The sequence below is a fragment of the Paenibacillus sp. J31P316 genome (genome assembly GCF_056269105.1).
This window is the reverse complement of record NZ_JBWDNI010000003.1, coordinates 24,073-48,172: the sequence shown is the minus strand read 5'-3', so window position 1 is coordinate 48,172 and position 24,100 is coordinate 24,073. Positions and strand designations below refer to the sequence as shown.

The following is a 24,100-nucleotide window of genomic DNA, read 5'->3' as shown; positions in this document are numbered from 1 at the left end:
GGTTCGCCTCCAATAGTTCTAATAGGCCGCTCTTGTTTCTACTATACCCCATCTCCCCTGACAACAGCCTGTCAGTGAAGCGCGAACATTCATGAACGTTCCTTCTCCCGCCGTTTCATGCGCCGCTCGGCAAGCTCCGGATGACGGGCAAACAGCGCTTCGTACTTGGCTTTCGCCTCCGTCCGTCTTCCTCTCAACGATTCCAGGTCGGCAATCAACAAATCCGCCTTCCAGTCCGCGATCGCTTCATCCGCCGAGACCGCTCCCCTATAGGTGCGAAAGGCGGACTTTGCTTCTTCTGCGCGCTGCTGCGCCTGACGCAGCGTCTCCGCAGCAAGCGCAGCTTGAGCCTGGGCGAGATGATACAACGCATCCGGAAAGTCCGGCTGCACTTCCAGCGCCTTGCGGCATACGAGCTCCGCTTCGCGGAACGCCTGCTCGGACATATAGATTTTGTGCAGCAGCTGGTAGATTTGCAGCCGCCGGCCGAAGCCCGGCGTAGACTCGGAGGCCGCCTCCGCCTTCAGCAGCGCTTCCTTCGCGGCACCGCGTTCCCCGGCTGCGAGGGATTCGCGCGCGAAATAAAGCAGCCATCCGGGATTGCCCGGCTCCGCTTCGGCCATGATCGCGAGCAGTCGCAGATTGCGCGCAACCTTGCCTTTCTCCGCCATACGCTCCGGCTCATAGCCGTCGTGATGCACGCGAATGCGCACATTGCGGCGCAGAATCGCTTCGTCGTACATGTCCCGGCCCTCGATGACGACCTGCTCATGCACCCGGCCGTAATAACGCAAGGCCCGGCGCATCGGAAATAGACGCGGCATGCCGAAGTCCGTCATTTGCTTGCCCGACACGCGATTGACCTGGCTGATATTCAGCACGATATGCTCGTGCACTCGGTGGAAGATACCTGCCGTCTCCCGGACCGCCCTCGCATCCTCCGGAAACAGCCATTCGTCAGCATCCACCCAAAGCACCCAGTCGCTCTGAATATGCGGCAGCGCGGCATTCCGTTTGCCCGCGAAATCATCATTCAGCGCGACGCCTTGCAATATCTTGACGTTCGGATAACGCGCTGCGATCTCGATCGTGCCGTCCGTCGAGTTGGAATCGACGATGATGATTTCGTCCACTGCATCGACGAGGCTCTCGATGCAGCGCCCGATGCAGCGGGCTTCATTGCGCGTCAGTATAACCGCTGCAACCTTAACGGCATGCGGCGGCGCAAGCAGCCGCATTATATCCGCTCGCTCCGGCCCTGCCGATCGCGAAGCCAGCATCCGTTCCACGGCTGGCATCCATTGCGCCTGCGGATCCAGCAGCGCAGCTCGATCGAAAGCGCCGCGTGCCGCTGCAGCATAACCGCCGTGCAGCAGCGCTTCGCCCAGATAGACCCAGCTCTGCGGAGCGAGCGGTTCGGCCTGTATGCCCGCGACGGCGAGCTGCTCGGCTTCGTCATATCTGCCAGCACGCAGCGCTTCCCGGACGGCCTCATGTTGGTCTAACTTCGTCATGCCATTGCCTCCTTCTTGCATGTATGTCCTTCCGCGCGGACAGCAAGAAAGGCCAGCTTCCGCAAGCTGGCCTTTCCCTTGCCAGTCCCAAACCGGGCCTGCTTTCCCGTCTATGCCGGCCCCATGCGGCGATTGACATAGACGTAGATCGTCTTCGGTTGATTCGTGCCGTCCGACAGGGTCAATTCAAGCAGTTCCTCGCCGAACTTCGGAATTTGGGGATATTGCTCATTCGGTTTTGCCAAGAATTTAAGCTCTCCGTCTTCAATCTTTACATCTACGAGCGAGCTGTCCGAGGTCGGCGGGACTAACGTCAATGTCCCGGATGTGTCTAAGCCTTCCAAGTAAGTGGACAGATCGGATATTTGAAGCGAGCTTTCCCAGATGTCATCGGTAAAATCAACCTCAACGTCATAAACATAAACATGAACTTCGTAACTGTCGCTTCCTTCAGGATGACCGTCGGATACGTCGATCGTCACGATCCCGCTTCCGCTTTTCGTCCCGCTGATCGTTACGATGCCGTCCGTTTTATTGGGGTCGACGTCAAACTTCGACGGATCGTCCGCTGTGGCCGTCAGCGATTCGAGTTCATCTTCCTCGTCATCCCGTATTTGCAACGCTACCGGTTCGTTACCCTTCTGAATGAAGATCGACCTCGGCTCTCCGTATTGACCGGACCACGGGTAAGGCGCGCTGTTGCGGCGAAGCTTGATATCGTATTCCGCCGTTGCGCCTTCGCTGTTCGTCGCTTCTACCGTCACTGTCGTCAGCCCGCTGAAATAACCGTTTGTCGTTCGCAATGTCATGGACGGATCCGTGAACGGATCCTCGCTCAGCTCGTCACCGAAAATATCCCGATTGTAATTCAGCAATTTATACGTCGCCGCTCCCGGGAATATCTCGCTCAAATCGACGGTCGCGAACAAGCCTTCCTCTTCCGCTTCAGCATCCCCAACCAGATATTGCGTACCAATATCCTCGGCGGCAAACTTAACCTCCACCCGGAAATCGTCCGAAATCGTCAAGCCATGCTCATCCGAAGCGCTGACTGAGACCGTGAAGCTAGAATCAGGCGTAAGCTCGAGATTCATCTTCGTTCCGTTAAACGTAGGCTCAGTCGGTACTCCTGTCACGAAAGCGCCGAATGTATAATTGCCATTAAAATACTCCGATAAGTCAAACGTTGCACTGGACCTGGCGTTAGAATACGTCACGTTCTCCAGATCGTCCGCATATTCAGGCGAAATCGTAATCGTCTGCGGCACCCAGCTCTCGCCGCCGTCGTCGCTGGCCATGACAGTCAGTTCCGTCAAGCTGGAGGAGCCCGTCGTCTTAAGGTGCAGATCCTCCATATTTTCCCCATCTTGCGTGACATCGAATGAGTATTCCGGGTCAATCGTATATTTGTACCTCATGTCATCGTCATCAACATCTTCGAACATCTGCGACAGGTCGATATCCGCCGATTGTCCATATCGGATAGAGAACGTATTCTCGATGCCTATCGTATGCATAATCAGTTCATCGTCCACCGGATTCACCGTAATCGTTACCGTTCCCTCGGTTCGATTCATTCCGTCATCTACGTAATAGGTAAACGAATCCGTTCCGTAATAGTTCTCATTTGGCGTATACGTGAACGCCCCATTTGAATCGATATCGACTTCTCCATGTTCCGAATTTCCGCTTTTCCCGAAAAACAACTCGTTGCCGTCCTCATCTTCACCGATCAATTGGCCGCTTTTCGCATTATCCTCATCGGTCACGATTGTCATGCCCTCTGTAGTCGGAGGATGATTCTCCGGCTCCGGCGCCCACTCGGCCTCCAAATGGAACGTCTTCGTCGCCGTAACCTCGCCGCCATCCGACGCCTCGACCACGAAGTCCATGCTGCCGCTGCCGCGCGCATGCAGCTCCAACGTGGATCCTTCGACGATTTTCCCGTAGGCGAACGTTCCGCTCGAAGCCGAGTTCTCGTTGCCTGCTATAATGTCGTACTCCAGCAGATCCCCGTCTTCGTCGCTAAAGTAATCGCTCAGCTCCACCGATGCCGTATCCGCTTCGCCGTCCAGCAGCAGATGCACTTCCTGCGTCTCCCGATCCGTTTCCGGCGCATGATTCACCGCCGGCATCGAGCTCGTTACGGCTGCCTGCAGCAGACGGCGGGCATCTTCCGCCGTCGTGAAGCGTTCGGGATGCGCTTTATAGTAGCGGATAACGTCGCCAACACTCGCGGTGCCCGTGCTGTTCAGGTCGGTATTCGGCTTAACGGTCAGCGTGAATCTCTCATGGACGACCGTTTCGCTCTCCAGCTCCCGTACCTGCAGATCCACCTTCGTCACACCGGTTTTATTCAGCCCGATGCGCAGGCTCTTGCCCATCTCGCCGTCATCGACTACGTTCACATCCGCCACAGGCGCATTCTGCACGACGACGCCGACATACTCAAGCTCGTCCGCATTCGCAAAGACCTCATCCAAATCGATCGTAAAGCTGTTGCCCGCGATCAGCGCGGCGCTGTACTCGTTCGCCAGCAGTCCGTCGATACTCGAATGCGGCACCTCTTCGGTATAGGCGCTCGCCATAATCGGAACGGCAATTGCCAGCGGAGCGGCCGCGGCCGCTGCTCCGATCAACCGGACTGCCTTGCGCATCGACTTCTGCCGTTTCTTGCTCTGTTTCTTGGCCATGTACGACTTCTTCCCCCTTAACGATGACACTAGGAATCTATGAAACGCCTGCCTTGCGAAGCGTTCGCAAGCAACGCTGCCCAACCGGCAAAATCTGCCTTATTCTACCGATTACTATACCACGCGCAGATTCAATAGAGAACGAGAATTAGAGAAAAATGTCAAAATATGACGAAGAGGCCGCCTCTTAACGAGGCGACCTCTCTTGCGCATGCATCCGCATTCCGGGGATGCTCAGCTATGTCTGGCGGCAACCGCCGCCTTGCCATGGTTTCTTGTCTTGAACAGCAAAGCTGCGAGCAGCAGCGCGCTGCCGTTGATGACGAATATCCAGCGTATCGGCATCCAGCCGCCCAGCAGTCCGCCGATGATCGGTCCGGCCATCGTCGCGATTTGGGAGGAAGACTGATTCAGACTGAACGCCCGCCCCCGGAAGTCCGATTCCGTCGTCTGCACGATCATGGCGTTAATGGACGGATTCACCGCGGCGAAGAACAATCCGTAGCCGAATCGAAGGATGCCGAAACCGATATAATTGGTCGTCAGCACCTGGAGCATATTCCCGATCCCGCCGCCGATCAGACCGATGAACAACACCTTCTCGTAGCCGATTTTCCGGCCGATCTTCCCCCAACGAGGCGCCATGATGACAGTAGCGACGCCGACCGCCGAGAAGACGATGCCGGAGCTAAGCGACGCGGTGTCCTTGGAGACGCCCATCCGCAGCACATACACCGTGATGAGCGGTTCGAGAATCATGACGGAGAACGTGCTGATGGCCACCATGATCAGCAGAATCGTAAAGCTGCGATTCGATAGCGCATGCTTCAGGTCATCCAGCACATGCGAGCGCGCCGCCTTGCGATTGAAATTCTGCTCCTTCACGAGGAACACGGCGACGAGGGCGGAGACGAGCACGATCGCGCTGGAGAACAGGAACGCCTCGCGGTTGCCGATATAATGACTGACCAGGCCGCCGACGAGTGGCCCGAGAATGCTGCCCGTCGCCCCTGCCGTCGACATGATGCCAAGCGCATAACCCGTTTTCTCCTCCGGCGTATTCGTCGCAACCAAGGCGATGGAGGCAGGTACGAAGCCGGCCAGCAGCCCCTGGAAGATCCGAATGATCAGGAACCAATACGGATCATGAACAAAATAATTAATGAGATAAAGGGCAGCCAAGCTGAAGCCCGAACGGATGAGCATCGGCTTCCGTCCGTACTTGTCGGCAAGCGATCCCCAATAGGGCGAGATCAGCGCACTGGCAAGGAAGGTAATGCCGAAGGCGATGCCCGACCATGCCTCCAAATGATGCTCCACGCCGAGCTCCGTATTGAGGAAGATCGGCAGAAACGGGATGGAGATGGAATAGGCCATGCTGCAGAAAAAAACGCCCGTCCAAAGTACGATCAGATTGCGTTCCCACGAAAATTTCATTGCTTAGAGCCACGTCCTTTCGCCATAAGAAGAAGCTGCCTGCCGTTCGTCGGCTCGCGCAGCTTCTTCCCTCATCAATCCCGGATCGCTGCGATGACGAATCATCGGAAACGTCCGAGAATGCAAGAGAGAATTCCTTTGTGCTGAGTGCGGCTTATCAGATGAAAGTCGCCGGGTCTTCGTTACATGTCGACAGCCTGCCGGTTGTCAGAGCGGGATAGGTTTACCGGTTGTCTACCTTCTCCGGATACAGGTCATGATTCATGAGGCGAAATTGCGCCATTTCTTCGAATTTCGTTCCCGGACGGCCCCAGTTCGTGTAAGGGTCGATCGAGATGCCTCCGCGCGGCGTGAATTTGCCCCACACCTCGATGTAGCGAGGCTCCATCAAGGCGATCAGGTCGTTCATGATGATATTCATGCAGTCTTCATGGAAGTCGCCGTGATTGCGGAAGCTGAACAGGTACAGCTTCAGCGACTTGCTTTCGACCATTTTGACATCCGGGATGTACGAGATGTAGAGGGACGCAAAGTCCGGTTGCCCCGTGATCGGGCAGAGACTCGTAAACTCCGGCGTGTTGAATTTGACGAAATAGTCCCGGCCGACATGCTTGTTCTCGAACGTTTCCAGCACTTCCGGGCTGTAGTTAAACGAATACTGCGTGCCTTGATTGCCCAAGTGGGAGATGCCGCCCTCTTGCAATTCTTCCTTCGATCTTCCTGCCATGATTGAAAACACTCCTTGTCTTTAACCTCTGCGAGGGTTACGCTTGTTCTAGTAGCTTACACCCATACGCGCTTTCAATTCAACCTCTGTAAGGAGATGACCCGATTATGATCACCCGTCCAGACGCAACCGAATTTGCAGGCCACTTCGGAACGTACATCAGCTTGGTACAAGCAGAAGATGCCCTGACCCCGTTAGAAAACAACCGCGAACAATTGCAATCGCTCTTCTCCGGACTAACGGACGAACAAGCCCTCTTCCGGTACGCGCCGGACAAATGGAGCCTCAAAGAGGTGCTTGGCCACTTGGCCGACACGGAGCGGATCATGAGCTACCGCATGCTGCGCATTGCCCGCGGGGATACCACGCCATTGCCGGGGTTCGAGCAGGACGATTACATCGCGAACGCGAATTTCGACGCCTGCTCCCTCCGACAACTGCTGGATGACTGCGAAGCCGTCCGTTCCGCGACGATCAGCCTCATCGCCACGGTCTCGCCCGACGCTTGGCTGCGCAAGGGAACCGCAAGCAATACGACGATGTCCGCCCGCGCGTTCGCCTATGTCATCGCCGGCCACGAGCTGCATCACTTGAACGTGATCCGCGAACGTTATTTGCAATCGTGATCTAAAATAACCGAGGAGCTGCCCCCGTGTCATGAACATGACCGGGGGCAGCTCCTTCTCGTATGGTTTGAAATTCGCTTGGCCCGCGCATAGCCTTACCTTGACGACGCGCAGCTGTTTATGGCTGTCAATTATTGAATCAGTATCCTTCGCCCTTGCCACCGTTTACGATCGCGACGCCGGCGCTCGCGCCGATTCGCGTCGCGCCGGCCGCGATAAGCGCGAGGGCGCTTTCCAGATCGCGAACGCCGCCGGACGCTTTGACGCCCATATTAGGTCCGACCGTCTTGCGCATCAAGGCGATATCCTTCACGGTCGCGCCGCCGGGACCGAAGCCCGTGGACGTCTTCACGTAATCGGCGCCTGCGCGCTTGCAGATCTCGCATGCCGTTACCTTCTCTTCGTCTGTCAGCAGACCGACTTCGAGAATAACCTTCAGCACAGCGCGACCTTGGCATGCTTCCGCCACGTTCCGCACGTCTTTCTCCACCACGTCGAGACGTCCCGATTTCAAGGCGCCCACGTTCAGCACCATATCGATTTCGGTAGCCCCGCTTGCGAGCGCGTCTCTCGTTTCCGCTACCTTGATGAACGTGCTGTTCGCGCCGAGCGGGAATCCGATCACGGTCGTGATGCCGACTCCCGTGCCGTCCAGCTGCTCCTTCGCTTCTCCGACCCAGTATGGATTGACGCATACGGTTGCGAATCCATGCTCCTTGGCTTCGGAGCATAATTTCACAATGTCCGTGAACGTCGACTCCGGCTTCAACGCTGTATGATCAAAGTACGCAGCCAAGGCTGCTCCTGCCAGTTCCTTATCCATTCCAATCTTTCCTTTCTATCTCTAAAGTTATGGACGCTCCATCAGATACTTCGCCGAGAACTGGTCCGTAATCAGCACGTTCGTGTATCGTCCGCGCAGCGCCCCATAGATGCCGTCCACCTTCCGAATGCCGCCCGCCACCAGGATGGACTGTTCCTTCTTCTTCAGGTCGTTCAAGTCGATGCCGATCGTACGTTGATCGAGCTCCTGCGAACAGATCGTGCCGTTGATATTGAAATAGCGGGAGCAGATGTCTCCCGCCCCTTTCTCATAGATCAGCTTCAGCTCTGCCTCGTTGAAATAGTTTGCCTTGATCAGGACCGAATCTTCCGTAGGGGCTCCGACCGTCACCATCGCAATATTCGCCTTCTTGCCCAGCTCCAATATATTGCGGATATGACGGTCGGTCTCGATCGTCTTCTTCACGATTGGATGGTCAACGATTGCCGGCAGGGGGATGAAGTACGGGATGGTATGAAAGGCCTTGCCGAATAAGCTGATGATCTCGCTGGCGTAGGTGCTCGTCTCCGAATGGCTGACGCCGCCGTTCAGCTGCACGACCTTGACATCCTTCACATGCTTATCCTGCAGGTTCAGCGCGACCTCGTACAGCGTCGTTCCCCACGTCGCTGCCACGATATCGCCATCCTTGATGATATTGTCCAAGTACTTGGCCGCCGCAACGCCGAGATACTTCCTGACGACGACGTCCGTATAGTTCGGTACATTGACAATAACGACTTTCTTGAGCCCAAATTTACGTTCGATTTTGCCGGCAAGCAGATCGTTGTTCTCGAGCGGGTCGATGATGCTGATGACCACGTACCCTTCTTCCTTTGCCTGCTGAATGAAACGGCTGACTGTCGGCCTGGACACGCCGAGCTGCTTGGCGATTTCCTGTTGGCTGTAGTCCAACTGGTAATACATACGAACGGCGTCAAGCATTTTGCCTCGTTTGTCGTCTGTGCGTTCGTCATACATTGGTTCTCAACACTCCCCTATCCCATGCAATCGTTAACGTTTTCCGGAATCGAATACCTCCCCTGCCGCTTTCGGCGCCTGCGAGCTCTTGGAGAAAATTACGAGCGCGATCAGCGTAATCACGTATGGAAACAGTTTAAGGATGATCGGAGGAATATCCTGCAGCGCGGGAATGACCTGCGATACGTTGGCGACCGTGCTGGCGAAGCCGAAGAACAGCGTCGCTGCCAGGATGCCGAGCGGCCGCCATTGTCCGAAAATAAGCGCCGCCAAGGACAGGAAGCCAAGTCCGGCAACCGTGCCCGTGAACTCACCGGCAATCGTGACTAGCAGAATCGCGCCGCCGAGCGAGGCGAATGCACCGGAAATCATAACCCCAATATAACGCATTCTGCGAACGTTGACACCTGCCGCTTCCGCTGCTTGCGGATATTCGCCGCAGGCGCGCAATCGAAGGCCGAACGGCGTCTTTTTCAGGATAAACGCGCTTATCAGCACGACGGCCAGAATGAGCCATGTCGTCCAGTAGGTCTTCGTGAACAGCAGCGGCCCGATGACCGGTATATCGGATAACCAAGGAACATCGAAGGACTGGAAACCGTTCGTTAGGCGAATGTTCCCGCTGCCCGTAATGTTCCGGGACAAGAACACCGTAATGGCGCCTGCGATCATATTGATCGCGGTTCCGCTGATGACCTGGTTCGCGCTCAAGTGGACGCTCGCGAATGCATGCAGCAAGGAGAAGAGGACCCCTGCCGCCAACGCAAGCAGCAAGCCGACCCAGATAGCGGCTACGGTATGCGTCGGCCATGCCTCCTGCAGCTTGCTGATCGCGAGCGCGCCGATGAAGGATCCCATGACCATCAGCCCTTCCAGGCCGATATTGACGACGCCGCTTCGCTCGCTGAACAGTCCGCCCAGGGCGGTGATCAGAAGCGGAATGGTGAACATGATCGCGTACGGGAAAATTTGCTCGATTGTCGTCCACATAGGTTATGCGTTCTCCTTTCCGCTGACCGGTCCGCCTGTGCCTGCGCCCGCGGCCGCCCTCCGGCGGTTCATGATACGGGTGATCAGTCTGTCCATCAGCACGCTGGTCGCCGCGAAATAAATAATGATCGCAATGATGGAATCCGCGATTTCCGGGGGAATGTCCGTCATGGCGTTCATGAAGCCCCGTCCCGAGTACAACAGGCCGAAGAACAACGCGGAGATCAATACGCCAATCGGCGAGTTCGCTCCGAGCAGAGCCACGGCAATGCCGTCATACCCTTGCGTCGGCAGAACGCCGATCTGGATGTTGGCGCCATTGCCCGCAAATTGCGCCATCCCGCCGAGGCCGGCGAGCGCGCCGGAGATCAGCATCGAGGTGATGATGCTCCGGTTTACCTTGATGCCCGCGTATTCCGCGGAATGGCGGTTGTAACCGACCGCTTTGAGCTCATATCCGAGCGTCGTCTTATTGATGATGAACGCGATGACGATCACGACGATAACCGCGACGTAAATTCCCATGTTGAGGTAAGATCCGCCGAACATGTCGGAGAGGAACGCCGACTTGAGCGTTGCTTTGTCCGGAAGAAGACGGGATTCCGTCTCCACGGATTCTGCTTTGAGGTACGCCGGCACTGCGTAATAGATCGTCCAATAGGCGATCCAGTTCATCATGATCGTGGATACGACCTCGTGAACGTTGAACCGGGCTTTCAACAGCCCCGGGATGAACGCCCACACGGCGCCTCCAAGAATAGCCGCCACGATCATCATGAGCAGCAGCAGCGGCCTGGACGTGTCGATGTTCAAGCCGATCACCGTGGCGCAGAAGCCGCCGAACAGCATTTGGCCAGCGGCACCGATGTTGAAGAGACCCGTTCGGAAAGCGAACGCTACCGATAGTCCCGTGAAGACCAGCGGCGTTCCCGTCGCCAGCGTATCGCCGAGGCGCTGGGAGTTTTTGAGGCCCCCTTGGAACAGGAATTTATAGCCTTCGAACGGATCATGCCCCGTAGCCGCCATCAGGATGCCGCCGCCAATCAAGCCGAACAGCACGGCACACAGGGATATGACGAGGTTTCTCATTGTTCTCCCCCTCTGCCTACGCCGGCCATCATGAGGCCGATCTCTTGTTCGTTCGTCTCGTCCGCGTTGACGACGCCGATCAATTCGCCATTATTCACGACCGCGATGCGGTCGGAAACGTTAATGACCTCGTCGAGCTCAAGCGAGATCAGCAGGACCGCTTTGCCGTTGTCCCGGTGCTCGATGAGCCGCTTATGGATGTATTCGATGGAGCCGACGTCGAGGCCGCGCGTAGGCTGAACGGCAATAAGCAGCGAAGGATTGAGCTCGATTTCGCGCCCGATGATCGCCTTCTGCTGATTGCCGCCGGACAACGAACGGGTCACCGACAACGGTCCGCGGCCTGATCGCACGTCGAAGCTGCTCAGGATCGCGCTTGCGTATTTGCGAATAGCCTGCCGATTCAGAATGCCGCGTTTGGAGAACGGCTCCCGATTATACACTTCGAGAATCATGTTATCCTCCAGCGTGTAGTCCAGCACGAGTCCGCGCTTCTGCCGATCCTCGGGAATGTGCGCGATCCCTTTGTCGATCCGCGAACGAATGGAATCCCGGGTAATGTCTTGTCCATCCAGGAGAATGCTGCCGCTTTCCGCTTTGCGCAGGCCGGTAATAGCTTCGACCAGCTCCGTCTGCCCATTGCCTTCCACGCCGGAGATGCCCACGATTTCCCCCGCGCGCACGTCGAGCGAGAAGTTCTTCAAGCCGGCAACGTTCTTGGTGTTCTTGACGGTCAGATCGCTCAGCTGCAAAATCACTTCGCCCGGCTTGCTGCTTTCCTTCGTCACCGTGAACGTGACATCCCGCCCGACCATCATTTCGGCCATCTTGGCCTCGCTCGTCGTCTTGACGTCGACCGTGCCGATCGTCTTGCCGCGGCGAATGACGGTGCAGCGGTCGGCCGCCGCTTTGATTTCCTTCAGCTTATGGGTAATAATGATGATCGATTTGCCCTCTTTGACCAAATTAAGCATGATCTTGATCAGTTCTTCGATTTCCTTCGGCGTCAAGACGGCCGACGGCTCGTCGAGAATGAGCACTTCGGCGTTGCGGTACAGCATCTTCAAAATCTCGACCCGCTGCTGCATGCCGACCGAGATGTCCTCGATCTTCGCATTCGGATCGACATTCAGCCCGTAATGTTGGGACAGCTCCTTGATCCTGCGCGCGGCGCCTTGAAGGTTAAGCATGCCCCACGACGTAAGTTCGTTGCCCAATATGATATTTTCAGTAACGGTAAAATTGCTGACCAGCTTGAAATGCTGATGGACCATGCCGATGCCATAGTTGTTCGCGACATTGGGATTCGCGATTTTCACCGGAGTCCCGTTGATTTGAATGCTTCCCTGATCCGGCTGGTACATGCCGAACAAAATGCTCATGAGCGTGGATTTGCCGGCTCCGTTCTCGCCGAGAAGCGCGTGAATCTCGCCTCTCCGAAGCTGCAGCGTAATGTCGTCGTTGGCTACGACGCCCGGAAACTCTTTGCGAATATTGAGCATTTCCACTACAAAATCCATACGTTACGGCCCCTTTTCGCCTTTTTCGCATCATGCTTTACGTACACGATCGATAGATAGTAACCAAAAAGAGACGGAGCCTCCGTCTCTTCGTGGATATGACATGCTTATGGCAATCGTTTACTTGATCAGGTCGCCTTTTTCAGCAGCAACTTTCACGTCGCCGCTTTTCAGCTTCGCGATCGCTTCGGTTACCTTCGTCATCGTGTCTTCCGTCAGGTTCGGATTCTCCGCCGGAATGCCTACGCCGTCGTTCTTAATGTCGAACGTCAACGTTTTGCCGCCCGGGAAGGTGCCTTCTTTCAGTGCTTTTACCATATCGAAGGAAGCCTCGTCGACTTTCTTCATTGCCGATGTCAAGATAACGGATTTGTCGCCTTCGTACACGCCGTCTTTGTATTGGTCGCCGTCGACGCCGATGATCCATGCCGTTTTGCCGGCTTTCGCACGGCTCTTCGCTTCGTTGATCGCGCCTACGCCTACGCCGCCTGCCGCCGTGAAGATAACGTTCACGCCGCGGTCGTACATTTGCGCCGCGAGTTGTCCGCCTGCCGCCGAGTTGTCGAAGCTGCCTTGGTAGACAACGTTCTCTTTCTTAATGCTGATCTTGGTGCCGAAGTTGTCGTTCGCGTATTTCACGCCTTGCTGGAAGCCCCAGTTGTACTTCTGAACCGGCGGAATTTCCATGCCGCCGATGAAGCCGGCTTCGCCCTCTTTCAGTTGAACCGCAGTCGCTACGCCGGCAAGGAAGCCCGACTCATGCTCCGCGAAGAAGATCGATACCGTGTTCGTGCCGACTTTAGGCGTCGGGTCGTCAGCCGTATGCGGCGAGCCGTCGATCAGGACGAAGTTTGCGTCTTTGTATTTATCTTGCGAGGCATAGATGGCCGTTTCGAATTTGAAGCCCGGAACGACGATCATTTTGTAACCCGCATCGTACAGGTTGCCGATTTCTTTCATGTAGTCGGCTTCTGTCGTACCGGCCGGTTTCAGATATTTGCTTGCTACGCCGAGTTCTTTCGTCGCGCGCTCCAAGCCTTCCCATGTACCTTGGTTGAAGGATTTGTCATCAATCGTGCCAGAGTCCGTTACCATGCCCGCTTTAAATGATGGTTTCTCCCCGCCGTTGTTCGCACCGCCGTTGTTGCTGCCTGTATCTGTGTTGTTGCCGCCGTTATTTTTGCTGCCGCACGCAGCCAATGCCAACACCAGCATGCAGATGACAAGCAAGCTTAAACTCTTCTTCATGATTGAAACGCCTCATTTCTTAAAATTAAGTAGTGTACTGCCGCCCCTGACCTGAACATTTGTAAAGATCCCTATTTAACATTTGTTTGGATATGTATCAAATATACGGGGATTTAGCTATTTTGTAAACAGCTTTTGTTAAAAAGAACGTGAACTTTTGGAGATCGATGTTAATTTAAGTGACACAATGTTCACATATACTCTTTTACGTTGATAGTATTCCCGAAAGGATGGAATTCTTCCAAATTTCTGCCGACTTTTTCGCTCCACGCACACAACGGCTCGTCCATGGTTAAATGAAAGCATGAATCTTATGGCCGCATTAATCGTAGCAGAAGCTCAAGAGAACTTATGGCAGCACGCTGCTGCAACGACCTTCTCCCCCGCTCCCACCGACGAGCAGCAGAAATACATCCGTTTCAGGAATAATTTACCCTTTTGGTCAACTCCGCAAACGAAACCTCCTCCGATTGGTACGCTTTTACGTCCGAATCGCGCGTATTCTGATCTACCAAGGGACGCTAGCCAGCATGGCGAGCGTCTGAATAGATCCTCTTCATGTCAGCTTGACACCGGAATCTGCCAACCGCATGTGAGGCATCTATTTATGATTACAATAGGCATTCGCTGTGCCTAAGCCGGGTACCGGGGCATACGTTTACTAGAGCTTCCATTCTCTGCTTCCTAAGGAGTGCTCCTTCATGTTCATGCCTAATCCAGGTCAATCCCAAGGCAATACGCAGCTGCAGCAAAAGGCGATGTATCTCGTCGGCAGTCCTGTCGGCATAGCCTTAAAAAACGGCCAAGGCGTATCCGGCAAGCTATGCGCCGTACAGGGCGGCGAAGTATACGTCCTGCAGTACATGTACGCTTCGCAGTTCGCTACCTTTCATTATCCATTTAATCAGATCAACGATATCTATCCTTATCCGAATTGCTGAACGAACGAGCAGCCTGACGGCGCTGGCAGATGCCGGCGCTTTTCTTGTTGCGGAGCACGCGTCGCGCGGCTGCTTGCATCCGGAAACAAACAAGAGAGGCCTCTCGGCCTCCCTCATGTTCAACCATCGTCTATTGAAGCGACCCTGCGATCAGGTTGGCGAAGAATTCGCCGCCGCTTCGTTTCAAGTGAACCCCGTCTTTGCCGAAGAAATCCAAATGGTCCTTGCTTTCGGCATACCAGTCGATCAGCTTCGTGTTCGGTATGGTTGCGGCAGCATCGGCCAGCATGTCATTGACGGTATCCTGCCACTTGCGCGGCACGCGCGTATTCACGAAGTAAACGGTCCGATCCGGGCCAATGGCCTCCATCAGCTGATCGAGTTGCTTCTCGGTGAACGATCCGTTCGTACCCAGCTCGATGACGACCGTCTTGCCCAGCTGGTTCTTTTTCTTCAGATCCGCGACAACATCGTCCGCCTGCGCAAATTGCCTGCCGACCTTGCCGTCTACGACGATACCTTTCATGAGTTCCTCCAGGAAAGGCTTCGCATCCAGAATGACAGAATCGCCAATTACGGTGACCCCGTCGGCGGCAATTGCCGGCGGAATGACAGGCTGGTCGTCGCCGCCGTTATTGACGGGTGGCGTGGAATCTCCGTTCGACCCGGAATCACCAGGTTTACCGGCTGAGCCATCCGTTCCAGCAGCGTCTTTGCTGCCGTCTCCGTCCTTCGAGCCCGAACCCGCGTTTCCCGCTCCATGAGAACCGCCATCTGCGGATCCGCCCGCGCTGCCGGAATCGATAGGCTTGCCGGCATTGTCTTTTCCGCCATCCGCAGCTTCATTCGGCGTAGTCGCGGCTCCGTCATCGGAGCCCGGCTTCTCGCTGCCCGTGCCGCCGGAGTCCATGCCGCCCGCATTCGCGCCCGAAGATTCATCCGTTGCATTGCCTCCGCTACCGCCGGCTTGATGCGTCGCTCCTGAACCGCCATCCGCGATCGTTCCTTGCGTTCCTGAATCCACGGTGCCCTCGTCCCCGCTGCCGGATGCGCCGGCGTTGACCGTTTGGCCTTCTTCCGTCTGCGTTTTGCCATCGTCCCCTTGCACCAAGTTGTTCTGATTGGAACAGGATACGCTCGCGATAACGAGCGCGCAGATGCCGGCCAGCATCACGCCGCGTCTTCGTCGTCCGGTCCGGGGTCCCCGGCTGCCGGTCAACAGCCAGCTGCGCAGCTTGCCGAGCGCGCCGTGGCGGATCGGCTCCTCCACGTAGCGCCAGGACAATTCCGCGAGCGCCATGGAAGCCAGCACTTGCAGCAGCGCCCGCAGCGGATGGAACTCGTCGACCTGCGCGGCCGGCGTCGTCAGGGCAATTACCGGATAATGGTACAAATAAATGCCATATGAGCGTGCGCCCAGCCATTGCAGCGGCTTGCAGCCGATCGCGCGGGCCAGCCGGCTTGCCGGATGAGCCATCGCGGCGACGACCGCGGCTGCCGCAAAGGACAGTACCACCATGCCGCCACGGTACAAGAACGAATCATATTCGCCGACCATCGCGATCATCAGTGCCACGATGAGCAAACCGCCTGTTCCTACGGCATCCACTGCCATCCTGCTGCGGCGCGATATCGATGCGTTCAGCTTCCAGCTCGGCCAGGCGACCGCTAATGCAGCCCCGATGAGCAGACCGAACGCCCGCGTATCCGTTCCGTAATAAACACGGCTAGGATCCAGCCCGGGTACATAGATCAATGCCATCGCGCCTGCGGATACGGCCGCGCCGGCCAACATCCACAGGATCAGCCTGCCGCGCCGCTTCACGCCGCGAATGAGCAGCAGCAGCGCCATCGGCCATACGAGATAGAATTGCTCTTCGACCGCAAGCGACCACAGATGCCCAAGCGGCGAAGGCGGTCCGAAGCTTTCGAAATAAGAGACATCGTGAAAGATAAGACGCCAGTTGCTATAGTAGAGCAGCGCCGAGACGATCTCCCCCTTCATGGAGGCGAGCCGCTGCGAATCGGTAATCAGCAGCCACGCCGTAACGAGGGCGAGCATAATCATCATCGCCGGGAGCAGCCGGCGTGCGCGGCGGATCCAAAAGTCCCGCAGATCGAGCCGTCCTGATTTGGCATACTGCTTAAGTAAAATGTCCGTAATGAGGTATCCGGAAAGGACGAAGAATATACCGACACCTAGCAAACCGCCCGGCACCCAAGAGAGGTTAAGATGATACGCAATGACTGCTAGAACGGCGATCGCCCGCAATCCGTCGAGTCCTGGCATATACCGGCTGCTTCCAATAGGTTTTGGCATAAAGCATTCTCCTTCCAGAAGGGGAAATGACCCCTCTTGCTGTCTCAATTACCGCTGATTTCGGCTACATGGACGATTATAAAACGTCCCCTAATTAATGTCGTTACAGAAGAGTTACAACTCGGTGTTAATTTAGCGAAGCTGTCCAACTTTCCTACTAGCCGCCGCTTGGCGAAGCCGACAAAAAAAGAAGGAAAGGCCCTGTGGCCCTTCCTTCTCGATTCGCAGAGAAGCCCACGTTAAACTTAACGATGGATTTCTCTTTTTTATGCCACGCCAGCAAATAAAAAACATCTGCCCCAGAGCAGCGTTTCGGCAGCGGTAAAACTACGTCTCGGCAGCCTTGCCACTTGCGCTGCCAGGGCATTCGGCCCTATAAGTGTAGAGCAAGGGGATGTAGTGCATGGGGTGCACTTCTTGCGCGAAGTGCAACTCTTGCTCCGAATTCGCTGCTCTCCCGCTAATGTAGTGCACCCCGTGCAACTTTTGCGTGAAATTCGCGGCGTTTCCGAACGGTGAAAATCATCCGAATCGGAGTACGTCGAGCGCCACGCGGAAGTCGGCGGTTCCGCCCTCCGCATGACCGCCCACGGTCACCTTCACCGTATGGACGCCAGGGGCTAGGCCCGCCGCTTCGAACCATACCGCCGAACGGTTGCGATCCGCCCCTTGCGCCGCGAGGCCGTTCGCCTCCACTGCCAGCGCACCGTCCAGCTCGATAACCGCGACGGCGCCGTCAAGCTCGCCGCACAGCTGAAGCCACGTCCCGCCGAACGTGACCGAGAACGAGTCCCCTATCGTCGCGCTCCAGGTAAAATCGTCGTTGTAGCAGCCGGCAATCCCGCGCTCGCGCCGCCAGGACCCCACATAATCGATCGCCGGATTGGAGTCGTTTACCCGGTTCTCGATCCGTTCCGGATGAACGCCCGTCTTGACCGCCCGGATCGCATCCAGGAACATCGTACCCTCCTGCTTCGTCGGCATGATGCCGGGCCCGCCTTCGTCCAGCTCGTTCCAGGCATAGATGGCCATCACCGGCGGCGAGCAGGTATGCTGCGGATTCGCATGCAGCCAATCCCGCATTTCGCTTAAATGCTCGAACCACTCGGCGTACGTCGGATACTCGAACGAGAACCCGTAGTAGCTGGCCCCGACCGTTTTCGTCCACGCGTCGTTATGGCGCGGGCTCGGATCGATGACAGCGCTCACGCCCGGGACGATCGCAAGCCCGTGCTCGGGCTTGCGTTTATCGCGGTCATGGCGCGCCAGCTCCGCGAAGCTGTAATGCCCTTGACCTTTGTGGGACGCCGGCCCGTAATCCGACACGCCGTCGAACCCGAAGCGCCCCGCGGAATCGTAATCGTTGCGCATGTCGACCAAGTACGGCGCTCCCAGCCCGGCCTGCCTGCAGGCATCGGCTAGATAGGCCAGCTCCTCCGCCCAAGACGCCCCGAAGCCCCGTTCCTCGTGATCGAGAAATTCCGTGTCCATCCAGAACACGAGGGGACGGTTGCCGTCCACGAGCACGTACTGAGGGTCTTGCATGAGCGACAGGAATTCCGGAACGTTCCGCTCGCGCCATCCTCTGCGCTCTTGCTGCTGCCGTCCCGCCACCCAGCCCGTCTGCAGGACAAGCGCGAATTGCAGCAGCCCGTGTTTGGCAGAAGCCAGGTAGTCCTTGAGCGGGTTGTTCAGCTTCCGAATGCCTTCGTGCGCATCGTCGTCGGGGTACCAGACGAACGCCCAGAAATCGAGCATGCCGTCCGCCGCAGCCTGAATCTGCTTGTCGACGCGCTCCGCATGATCCGGCACTTCCGAATCAAACCAGCCGTCGATCGGCTCCCTGCTGCCGTATTGCGCATATAGCGAGGGATCCACGAACCCCGGGTACGAAGCGTTGGTCGGAAACCAGGCGTCCCACCGGATGGCGCCCGCGAGAAAAGTTCCAGTCGTCTCGTTCACTTGCAAGTCCCTCCATTGTTCCTGATGTCATTAGTTCCTTGAGACTTCATGGGCCATTTGTATCTGATGTCTTTGCCCGTTAATCTCCTTTAGCCATCCTACGTCATATGCTGCTTCATTTATTAAGTCGCGTACAGCTCGAATTCGTAAATCAACGGGATATCGATGCCCGACGTAAAATAAATTCTCGCCTTCGTCCCCGTCACCGCCGTGAACGTATGGGTGCTCGGCGACGCCACGCTGCCCATTGAAGTGCCCGTGTACGCGGTCGCCCACGACGTGCCGTTCCAGTACTCGATGCGGTAGCCCGTCGTCCGGCTGCCGTATTCCGACAGGACGGCCCGGCTGAACGTCGTGCTGGCGCCGAAATTCACTTCCACCCAGCTGCCGTTCACCGTCGCGCCGCCGGCCGTCTGCCAGACGGTCGTATAGTCGCCGTCGAACGCCTGCGCCGCCGTGCGGGTCGCATCCCAGTTGGACGAGCTGCTGTACGTCTTGCAGCGCGTCAGGTTCGCGCCGCCGCAGCCCGAGTTGTAAATCTCGAATTCGTACAGAATCGGCGTGCTCGTGCCGCCCGTATAGTAAATCCGCGCCTTGCTGCCCGTGACCGGCGTGAACGTATGCGTGCTCGGAGATGCCACGCTGCCGATCGACGTGCCGGTGTAGGCCGTGGTCCATGCGGAGCCGTTCCAATATTCGATGCGGAACCCGCTCGTGCGGCTGCCGTATTCCGAGAGCACCACTTTGTCGAAGGTCGTATTGGCGCCGAAATTCACTTCCAGCCATTGTCCGCTATACGATCCCGGCGCGGACTGCCAATTCGTCGACGAATTGCCGTCGAACGCTTGGTCCGCCGTCTGCGAACCGTCCCATTGCGAGGAAGAGCTGTACGTATGGCATAGGGCCAAATTCGTTCCCGGCGTGCAGCTGCCGCTGACGCTCGTGTAAGCGACCGTCGGCGACCAGCTGACCGTATCCGCCGTCGCATTGCCGCTGCCCCCGTTGTTCACTTCGAAGCGAATGACGTCGCCTGTGCTGACGGCAACGGCGTCCAAGTTCGCCGAATGGCCGGATTGGTTGTTGAAGGCGATCGTCTGCGGCGTTCCGGAAGCCGGCCAGATCACGCTGCCGTTCTTCGTAATCCGCGCCTTCACGCCGTCCCCGCCGGAAATGTCGCTCTTCAGCACGCGTCCGCGGAGGCTGATCGTGCCCGTGCTCGGCGCCGTCCATGCTTTGGCCGCCCAGTTGCTGGACGTCGCGTTCGGAAGCAGGTTGAACCGCGATACGTTGCCGCCCGAGGTGCCCCACCAATCATTGACGGAATCGTAGCCGAGCGCGCCGTAGCTGCTGCCGTTATACAGCTGGTAAGACCAGCAGGCGCTTCCCGTCGTGCAGGAGCTGCCGCCCGTGTTGGCCGTGCCGCTGTACTGCTTCCCTCCATTGTAGAGATTGCTTGCGGAAGAAATGCTGATATTATTGGTCTGCGTGAAGCCCGCAAAGCTGCCCGTCGTCAGGCCCGAGCCCGGCTCGTAATAGAGATTGTCGCTGATCGTGCCCGTCGGGTTGCTGGAGCTGTTGATCGTCTTCATCGCGTAACCGTGATTGGAATCGAACGTATTGCCGGCTACCGTGTTGTTGGTGTTATGGTCGAGCGCCGGATTTCTCGGCGGATTGCCGCCGCCTAATTGCAGGAATTCCATTCCGGGACCGTTCGTATTCGAAATATAATTACCGTAGTAGTACGTGTTGTTCGTATATCCTTCCATGTCGATCATCGTCTCGTCCGGCGAACCGGTGGCGGGCACGTTGTTCAGCACGTTGTTGATAAAGCCGTAATTGTCGGTTTTCCAGACGAAAATGCCCGTCGTGCCCTGCGGCAGAGCTACATAGCCGATGCTGTCCATCCGGGAGTCCATCATGATGAAGTCGGTCGTGTTGCGGACGCCCATCGGCCCTTTGGCATGGTGAATGTTCAGATTCTTGAGCCGCACGTTCAGAAATGCGTTCTTCGTCTCCTCGCTGCTCGACGTCACTTGGTCGATAATGGTAATCGGCGCGGTCGTGTAGGCGATCTCCGAATTCGAAATGACGATATCCCGGCTCACCCATTGGCTCGTCGTCGGGTACGGCGCCGCGTTCGCGTCGATCAGAATGCCCGTCGAATAATAGACGCCGTCCGGCGTGGTCGGGCTGGCGTTTACTACATTGTCGATGTTATGGATGTAGAGGTTATCGAAACGCAGCCCCTCGTGCCCGAGCGTGGAATAGCTGACCCGAATGCCGTCGCCGGCGTTCGCGACCTCCAGATTGCGCACGTTCCAATAGGAGGGGTCGTACATGTACACCGTTCGATCATTTGCGCTGCCGCTGCGCTGAATCTTCGGCTTGCTGCCGCTGCCGTACGCATCCAGAGTAATCCAGGACCCGCTCGTGCCGGACCCGTGCAGCTGCAGCACTTGGTTCCACACCGCGCCCCGAGCGAGCAGAATCTGATCGCCAGGCTGGAACGTCGCCGCGTTGACCGGCGTGAAATCGCACCACGGCGCCGCGCTGGACGTGCCCGCTCCAGCATTGCTGCAGCCGGAGCCGCTCTGGTTGTTGACGTAATACGTCGTGTTGTTCGCGTGCGCGATCCCGCCCGCGCCCGTCAATCCGATTCCCTCTCCGGCGCCGAGCAGCAGCGCCAAGCCTGCCGCGCTTGCGGACAGCTTCTTCCAAAATCGGTTCATAACTGAAGTCCCCTCTCGTTTCGATAATGAGCTGACTCCATCATTGTAACCGCTTTCTTATTTCGGTGTTTGAAGGATACGCGACTAAAAAGTTGTAATTATCGACGCCCTGCAGGCTCATTCTGCACCGCTGTCTCTCTTCCCTCCGCTTGCGCCGCGCTGGACGGACAGCCGATAATTTCGCGGCGAGAGTCCTTCGATTTTTTTGAACAAATTGCTGAAATAGTGAATGTCCGCATACCCGACCCGCGCCGAAATCTCGTGAATCGGAAAATTCCCTTCGAGCAGCAGCGCCTTTGCCCGCTCCATGCGAACCGCGGTCAGGAATTCCAGCGGCGTCCGGCCGGTAGCTCCCTTGAATAAAGCACGAAAATAGGACGGCGACATGCCGGCGTCGTCTGCCAGCCGCCTCAAATCCACCTGCTCGTCATAACGCTGCTCCATATAGTTCATCGCGAAAGCGATTTTGCCGCCATGCGCGTGTTCCTTCGAAATACCGGCATTGTTCACGACCGAGGCCGTCATCCGGGCAAGGATCAGCAGCAGGAACGCGCGCAGCTCCATCTCGTAGCCGAAATGCTTCGACCTGTACGCCGCCAGCATCCGCTGAAACCACTCATGCAGCACGATCGTATCGCCAGCCTGCATGACGAACGGAAACTGCACCTCCCGGAACTCCGGCGCCGGCCGCCCCGCCAATTCCTCGTCGTACGGCACTTCGTCGATCTCGCCATACAGCAGTACGTAGACGTCGTCCGCGGAGAAATCCAGCTTTTCCCCCATATAAACGAGATCGAAATGGACCGCGAAATACGAGAATTCTTCCCCCTTCGGCACATGGCACGAATGCTGCACGTTCGGCGGCATGAAATGCACGTCCCCGCTGCGGAGCGTATATTCCTTCTCGCCGATCCGGTACGCGCACTTGCCCTTCTTCACGAAAATGATCTCATGATCGTAGATCACGCGGGGCTGTATCTTGTAATCGTCATAGCCATGATAATCCTGAACGAATCGGACGTACGGCGCGATGGTACGAAAATCGATCTTCACGGGCATTCTCCTCCGCGGGGTCTGATTGATCTTCATTGTAATGGAATTGCCGCCGATAGTGGATAATTAATTGAGGTGACTCATTGGATATCCATTATAGACGAATCTTCGAATCTTCCAATGCTGCCGCAGCGCGCAAAAAAGGCCTTCAGCATGAATAGCCGAAGACCTTTACCGCCGACGTTCGTTGCTTGCCGCGTCTGCAGCGAACAGAACATCGTCCTATCCGCCGTGCCGAACTTCCGTCGAATCAGTTGAAATAATCCGCCACGCCGCGCGCGATCGCCGCGGCTGCGCTCTTCTGGTACCCCGACCCGCGGACGATCGATTCGTCCTTGGCGTTGGAGAGGAAGCCTAGCTCTACCAACGCGGCTACCGTGCTATTTTCCCGAAGCACGTACAGATCGCCGAAGGAGAGGCCGTTGCTGCGAAGACCGATGCCGGACTTGCCCAGCTCCGCTTCGATCGCATTCGCAAGCGGCTTGTCCTTCTTCTCGGAATAGAAGAACGTCAGCGTGCCGCTGGTTTTCTTCTCCGAGGAGTTGTAATGGATGCTGACGAACGCATCCGCGCGGTTGGATTCGCTGATGCGCACCCGCTCCGACAGCTCCGGCTTCACGTCCGTCGTCCGCGTCATGATCACCTTCGCGCCCAGCCGAGTCAGCTCCTGCTTCACGTACTGCGCGGTGCTAAGCGTCAGCTCCTTCTCCTGCGTCTCGTACGTCGTTCCGATCATGCCCGGATCGCTGCCGCCATGGCCGGCATCGACGACGATCAGCTTGCCTCTAATGCCTTTGCCGGACGAATGCGTCTGCTGCGGCGCGCCTTGACCGACGTACTCCTTGGCCACCCAGCCCGTCGAGCCGTCCGACGTACGGATCTTCAGCCAATCGCTTTGGCTGCCCGCGACGGTAACCTGCTCCCCCTGCTTCAAGGAACCGATCACCGAGTAGCCTGTCCCAGGTCCGGAACGAATGCGCAGGGAATCCGCGGTTACGGTCGCGGTAGAACCCGGGCTCGAGCTTGCCTTGCCGCCGACGCTGGACGAGGATGAACTTGCCGTTTGGCCGCTGCTGTCCGTCCGATGCAGCAGGTATCCGGCCGCGTAGCCGGAAATCCTGGATCCTTTGATCTGTACCCAGCCGTCGTCGTCTTCCTCCGTGACGGTTACTACGGCCCCCGACTTCAGCTGCCCGACGACGGAAGCCTGCAGAGAAGGCTCGCTTCGGACATTCAAGGCGGTGGCCGTGACTTTCGCTTGATAAGGGAGCTTGGTTACGGCCGAAGCGTCATGAGTACGCAAGCCGAAACCGCCGACGATGACAACAAGAATAAGTGCCAGACAACCAATCCATTTAATTCGCATAGAATCTCCTTCCAGGCTATTGAAAAGGTAGAATACCATTATAGCAGGCGCTGGAAAAATTCAACATCGGTAAAATAGAAC

General features: G+C 57.0%; 17 protein-coding genes. 2 read left to right on the top strand and 15 right to left on the bottom strand.

Annotation, left to right across the window (positions count from 1 at the left end; all coding sequences use genetic code 11):
* Nucleotides 1–89 precede the first annotated feature (89 nt).
* The 4 genes from AC0YNU_RS11415 to queF form a co-directional block, all read right to left on the bottom strand.
* On the bottom strand, nucleotides 90–1,514 hold the full coding sequence (locus tag AC0YNU_RS11415; RefSeq protein ID WP_475756370.1) for a tetratricopeptide repeat-containing glycosyltransferase family 2 protein: 1,425 nt from the start codon (nucleotides 1,512–1,514) through the stop codon (nucleotides 90–92).
* 110 nt (nucleotides 1,515–1,624) lie between these two features.
* Nucleotides 1,625–4,207, bottom strand: a complete 2,583-nt coding sequence (locus AC0YNU_RS11410) for an Ig-like domain-containing protein (RefSeq protein ID WP_475756368.1) — start codon at nucleotides 4,205–4,207, stop codon at nucleotides 1,625–1,627.
* Nucleotides 4,208–4,441: 234 nt separating this feature from the next.
* Nucleotides 4,442–5,644 (bottom strand): MFS transporter, encoded by a 1,203-nt coding sequence (locus tag AC0YNU_RS11405; protein ID WP_475756366.1) that lies wholly within the window; start codon nucleotides 5,642–5,644, stop codon nucleotides 4,442–4,444.
* Between the two features lie 223 nt (nucleotides 5,645–5,867).
* Entirely contained in the window at nucleotides 5,868–6,371 is a 504-nt protein-coding gene (queF, locus tag AC0YNU_RS11400; RefSeq protein WP_475756364.1) for a preQ(1) synthase, read from the bottom strand.
* Between the two features lie 107 nt (nucleotides 6,372–6,478).
* On the opposite strand from queF, the gene AC0YNU_RS11395 reads away from it, so the two are divergent.
* Entirely contained in the window at nucleotides 6,479–6,997 is a 519-nt protein-coding gene (locus tag AC0YNU_RS11395; protein ID WP_475756362.1) for a DinB family protein, read from the top strand.
* 139 nt (nucleotides 6,998–7,136) lie between these two features.
* Here AC0YNU_RS11395 and deoC read toward each other — a convergent pair whose 3' ends face one another.
* The 6 genes from deoC to AC0YNU_RS11365 form a co-directional block, all read right to left on the bottom strand.
* A complete protein-coding gene (deoC, locus tag AC0YNU_RS11390; protein WP_475756360.1) occupies nucleotides 7,137–7,820 on the bottom strand; it encodes a deoxyribose-phosphate aldolase in 684 nt (227 codons plus the stop codon).
* Nucleotides 7,821–7,847: 27 nt separating this feature from the next.
* Nucleotides 7,848–8,801 (bottom strand): sugar-binding transcriptional regulator, encoded by a 954-nt coding sequence (locus AC0YNU_RS11385; protein ID WP_475756358.1) that lies wholly within the window; start codon nucleotides 8,799–8,801, stop codon nucleotides 7,848–7,850.
* Between the two features lie 33 nt (nucleotides 8,802–8,834).
* Nucleotides 8,835–9,791 (bottom strand): ABC transporter permease, encoded by a 957-nt coding sequence (locus tag AC0YNU_RS11380; protein ID WP_475756356.1) that lies wholly within the window; start codon nucleotides 9,789–9,791, stop codon nucleotides 8,835–8,837.
* A 3-nt stretch (nucleotides 9,792–9,794) separates the two neighbouring features.
* Complete coding sequence (locus AC0YNU_RS11375) at nucleotides 9,795–10,880, bottom strand: ABC transporter permease (protein WP_475756354.1); 1,086 nt, start codon at nucleotides 10,878–10,880, stop codon at nucleotides 9,795–9,797.
* Nucleotides 10,877–12,400 (bottom strand): ABC transporter ATP-binding protein, encoded by a 1,524-nt coding sequence (locus AC0YNU_RS11370; protein WP_475756352.1) that lies wholly within the window; start codon nucleotides 12,398–12,400, stop codon nucleotides 10,877–10,879. The genes AC0YNU_RS11375 and AC0YNU_RS11370 overlap by 4 nt, the downstream gene beginning before the upstream one ends.
* A 120-nt stretch (nucleotides 12,401–12,520) precedes the next feature.
* Nucleotides 12,521–13,648 carry a BMP family ABC transporter substrate-binding protein gene (locus AC0YNU_RS11365; protein ID WP_475756350.1) on the bottom strand — a complete coding sequence of 376 codons (1,128 nt, stop codon included), beginning with the start codon at nucleotides 13,646–13,648 and terminating at the stop codon, nucleotides 12,521–12,523.
* Nucleotides 13,649–14,349: 701 nt separating this feature from the next.
* Here AC0YNU_RS11365 and AC0YNU_RS11360 point away from each other — a divergent pair.
* Nucleotides 14,350–14,589, top strand: a complete 240-nt coding sequence (locus AC0YNU_RS11360) for a hypothetical protein (protein ID WP_475756347.1) — start codon at nucleotides 14,350–14,352, stop codon at nucleotides 14,587–14,589.
* Between the two features lie 130 nt (nucleotides 14,590–14,719).
* Here AC0YNU_RS11360 and AC0YNU_RS11355 read toward each other — a convergent pair whose 3' ends face one another.
* From AC0YNU_RS11355 to AC0YNU_RS11335, 5 genes are all read right to left on the bottom strand, one after another.
* Nucleotides 14,720–16,909: an acyltransferase family protein gene (locus tag AC0YNU_RS11355; RefSeq protein ID WP_475756345.1), complete on the bottom strand. Its 2,190-nt coding sequence runs from the start codon at nucleotides 16,907–16,909 to the stop codon at nucleotides 14,720–14,722.
* Between the two features lie 522 nt (nucleotides 16,910–17,431).
* The gene (locus AC0YNU_RS11350) at nucleotides 17,432–18,871 is read right to left on the bottom strand and encodes a glycoside hydrolase family 71/99 protein (RefSeq protein WP_475756342.1); all 1,440 of its coding nucleotides are present in this window, start codon (nucleotides 18,869–18,871) and stop codon (nucleotides 17,432–17,434) included.
* A gap of 122 nt (nucleotides 18,872–18,993) precedes the next feature.
* Nucleotides 18,994–21,600 carry a discoidin domain-containing protein gene (locus AC0YNU_RS11345; protein ID WP_475756340.1) on the bottom strand — a complete coding sequence of 869 codons (2,607 nt, stop codon included), beginning with the start codon at nucleotides 21,598–21,600 and terminating at the stop codon, nucleotides 18,994–18,996.
* A gap of 117 nt (nucleotides 21,601–21,717) precedes the next feature.
* Complete coding sequence (locus AC0YNU_RS11340; protein ID WP_475756337.1) at nucleotides 21,718–22,653, bottom strand: AraC family transcriptional regulator; 936 nt, start codon at nucleotides 22,651–22,653, stop codon at nucleotides 21,718–21,720.
* 250 nt (nucleotides 22,654–22,903) lie between these two features.
* A complete protein-coding gene (locus tag AC0YNU_RS11335; RefSeq protein WP_475756334.1) occupies nucleotides 22,904–24,019 on the bottom strand; it encodes an N-acetylmuramoyl-L-alanine amidase in 1,116 nt (371 codons plus the stop codon).
* Nucleotides 24,020–24,100: the final 81 nt, after the last annotated feature.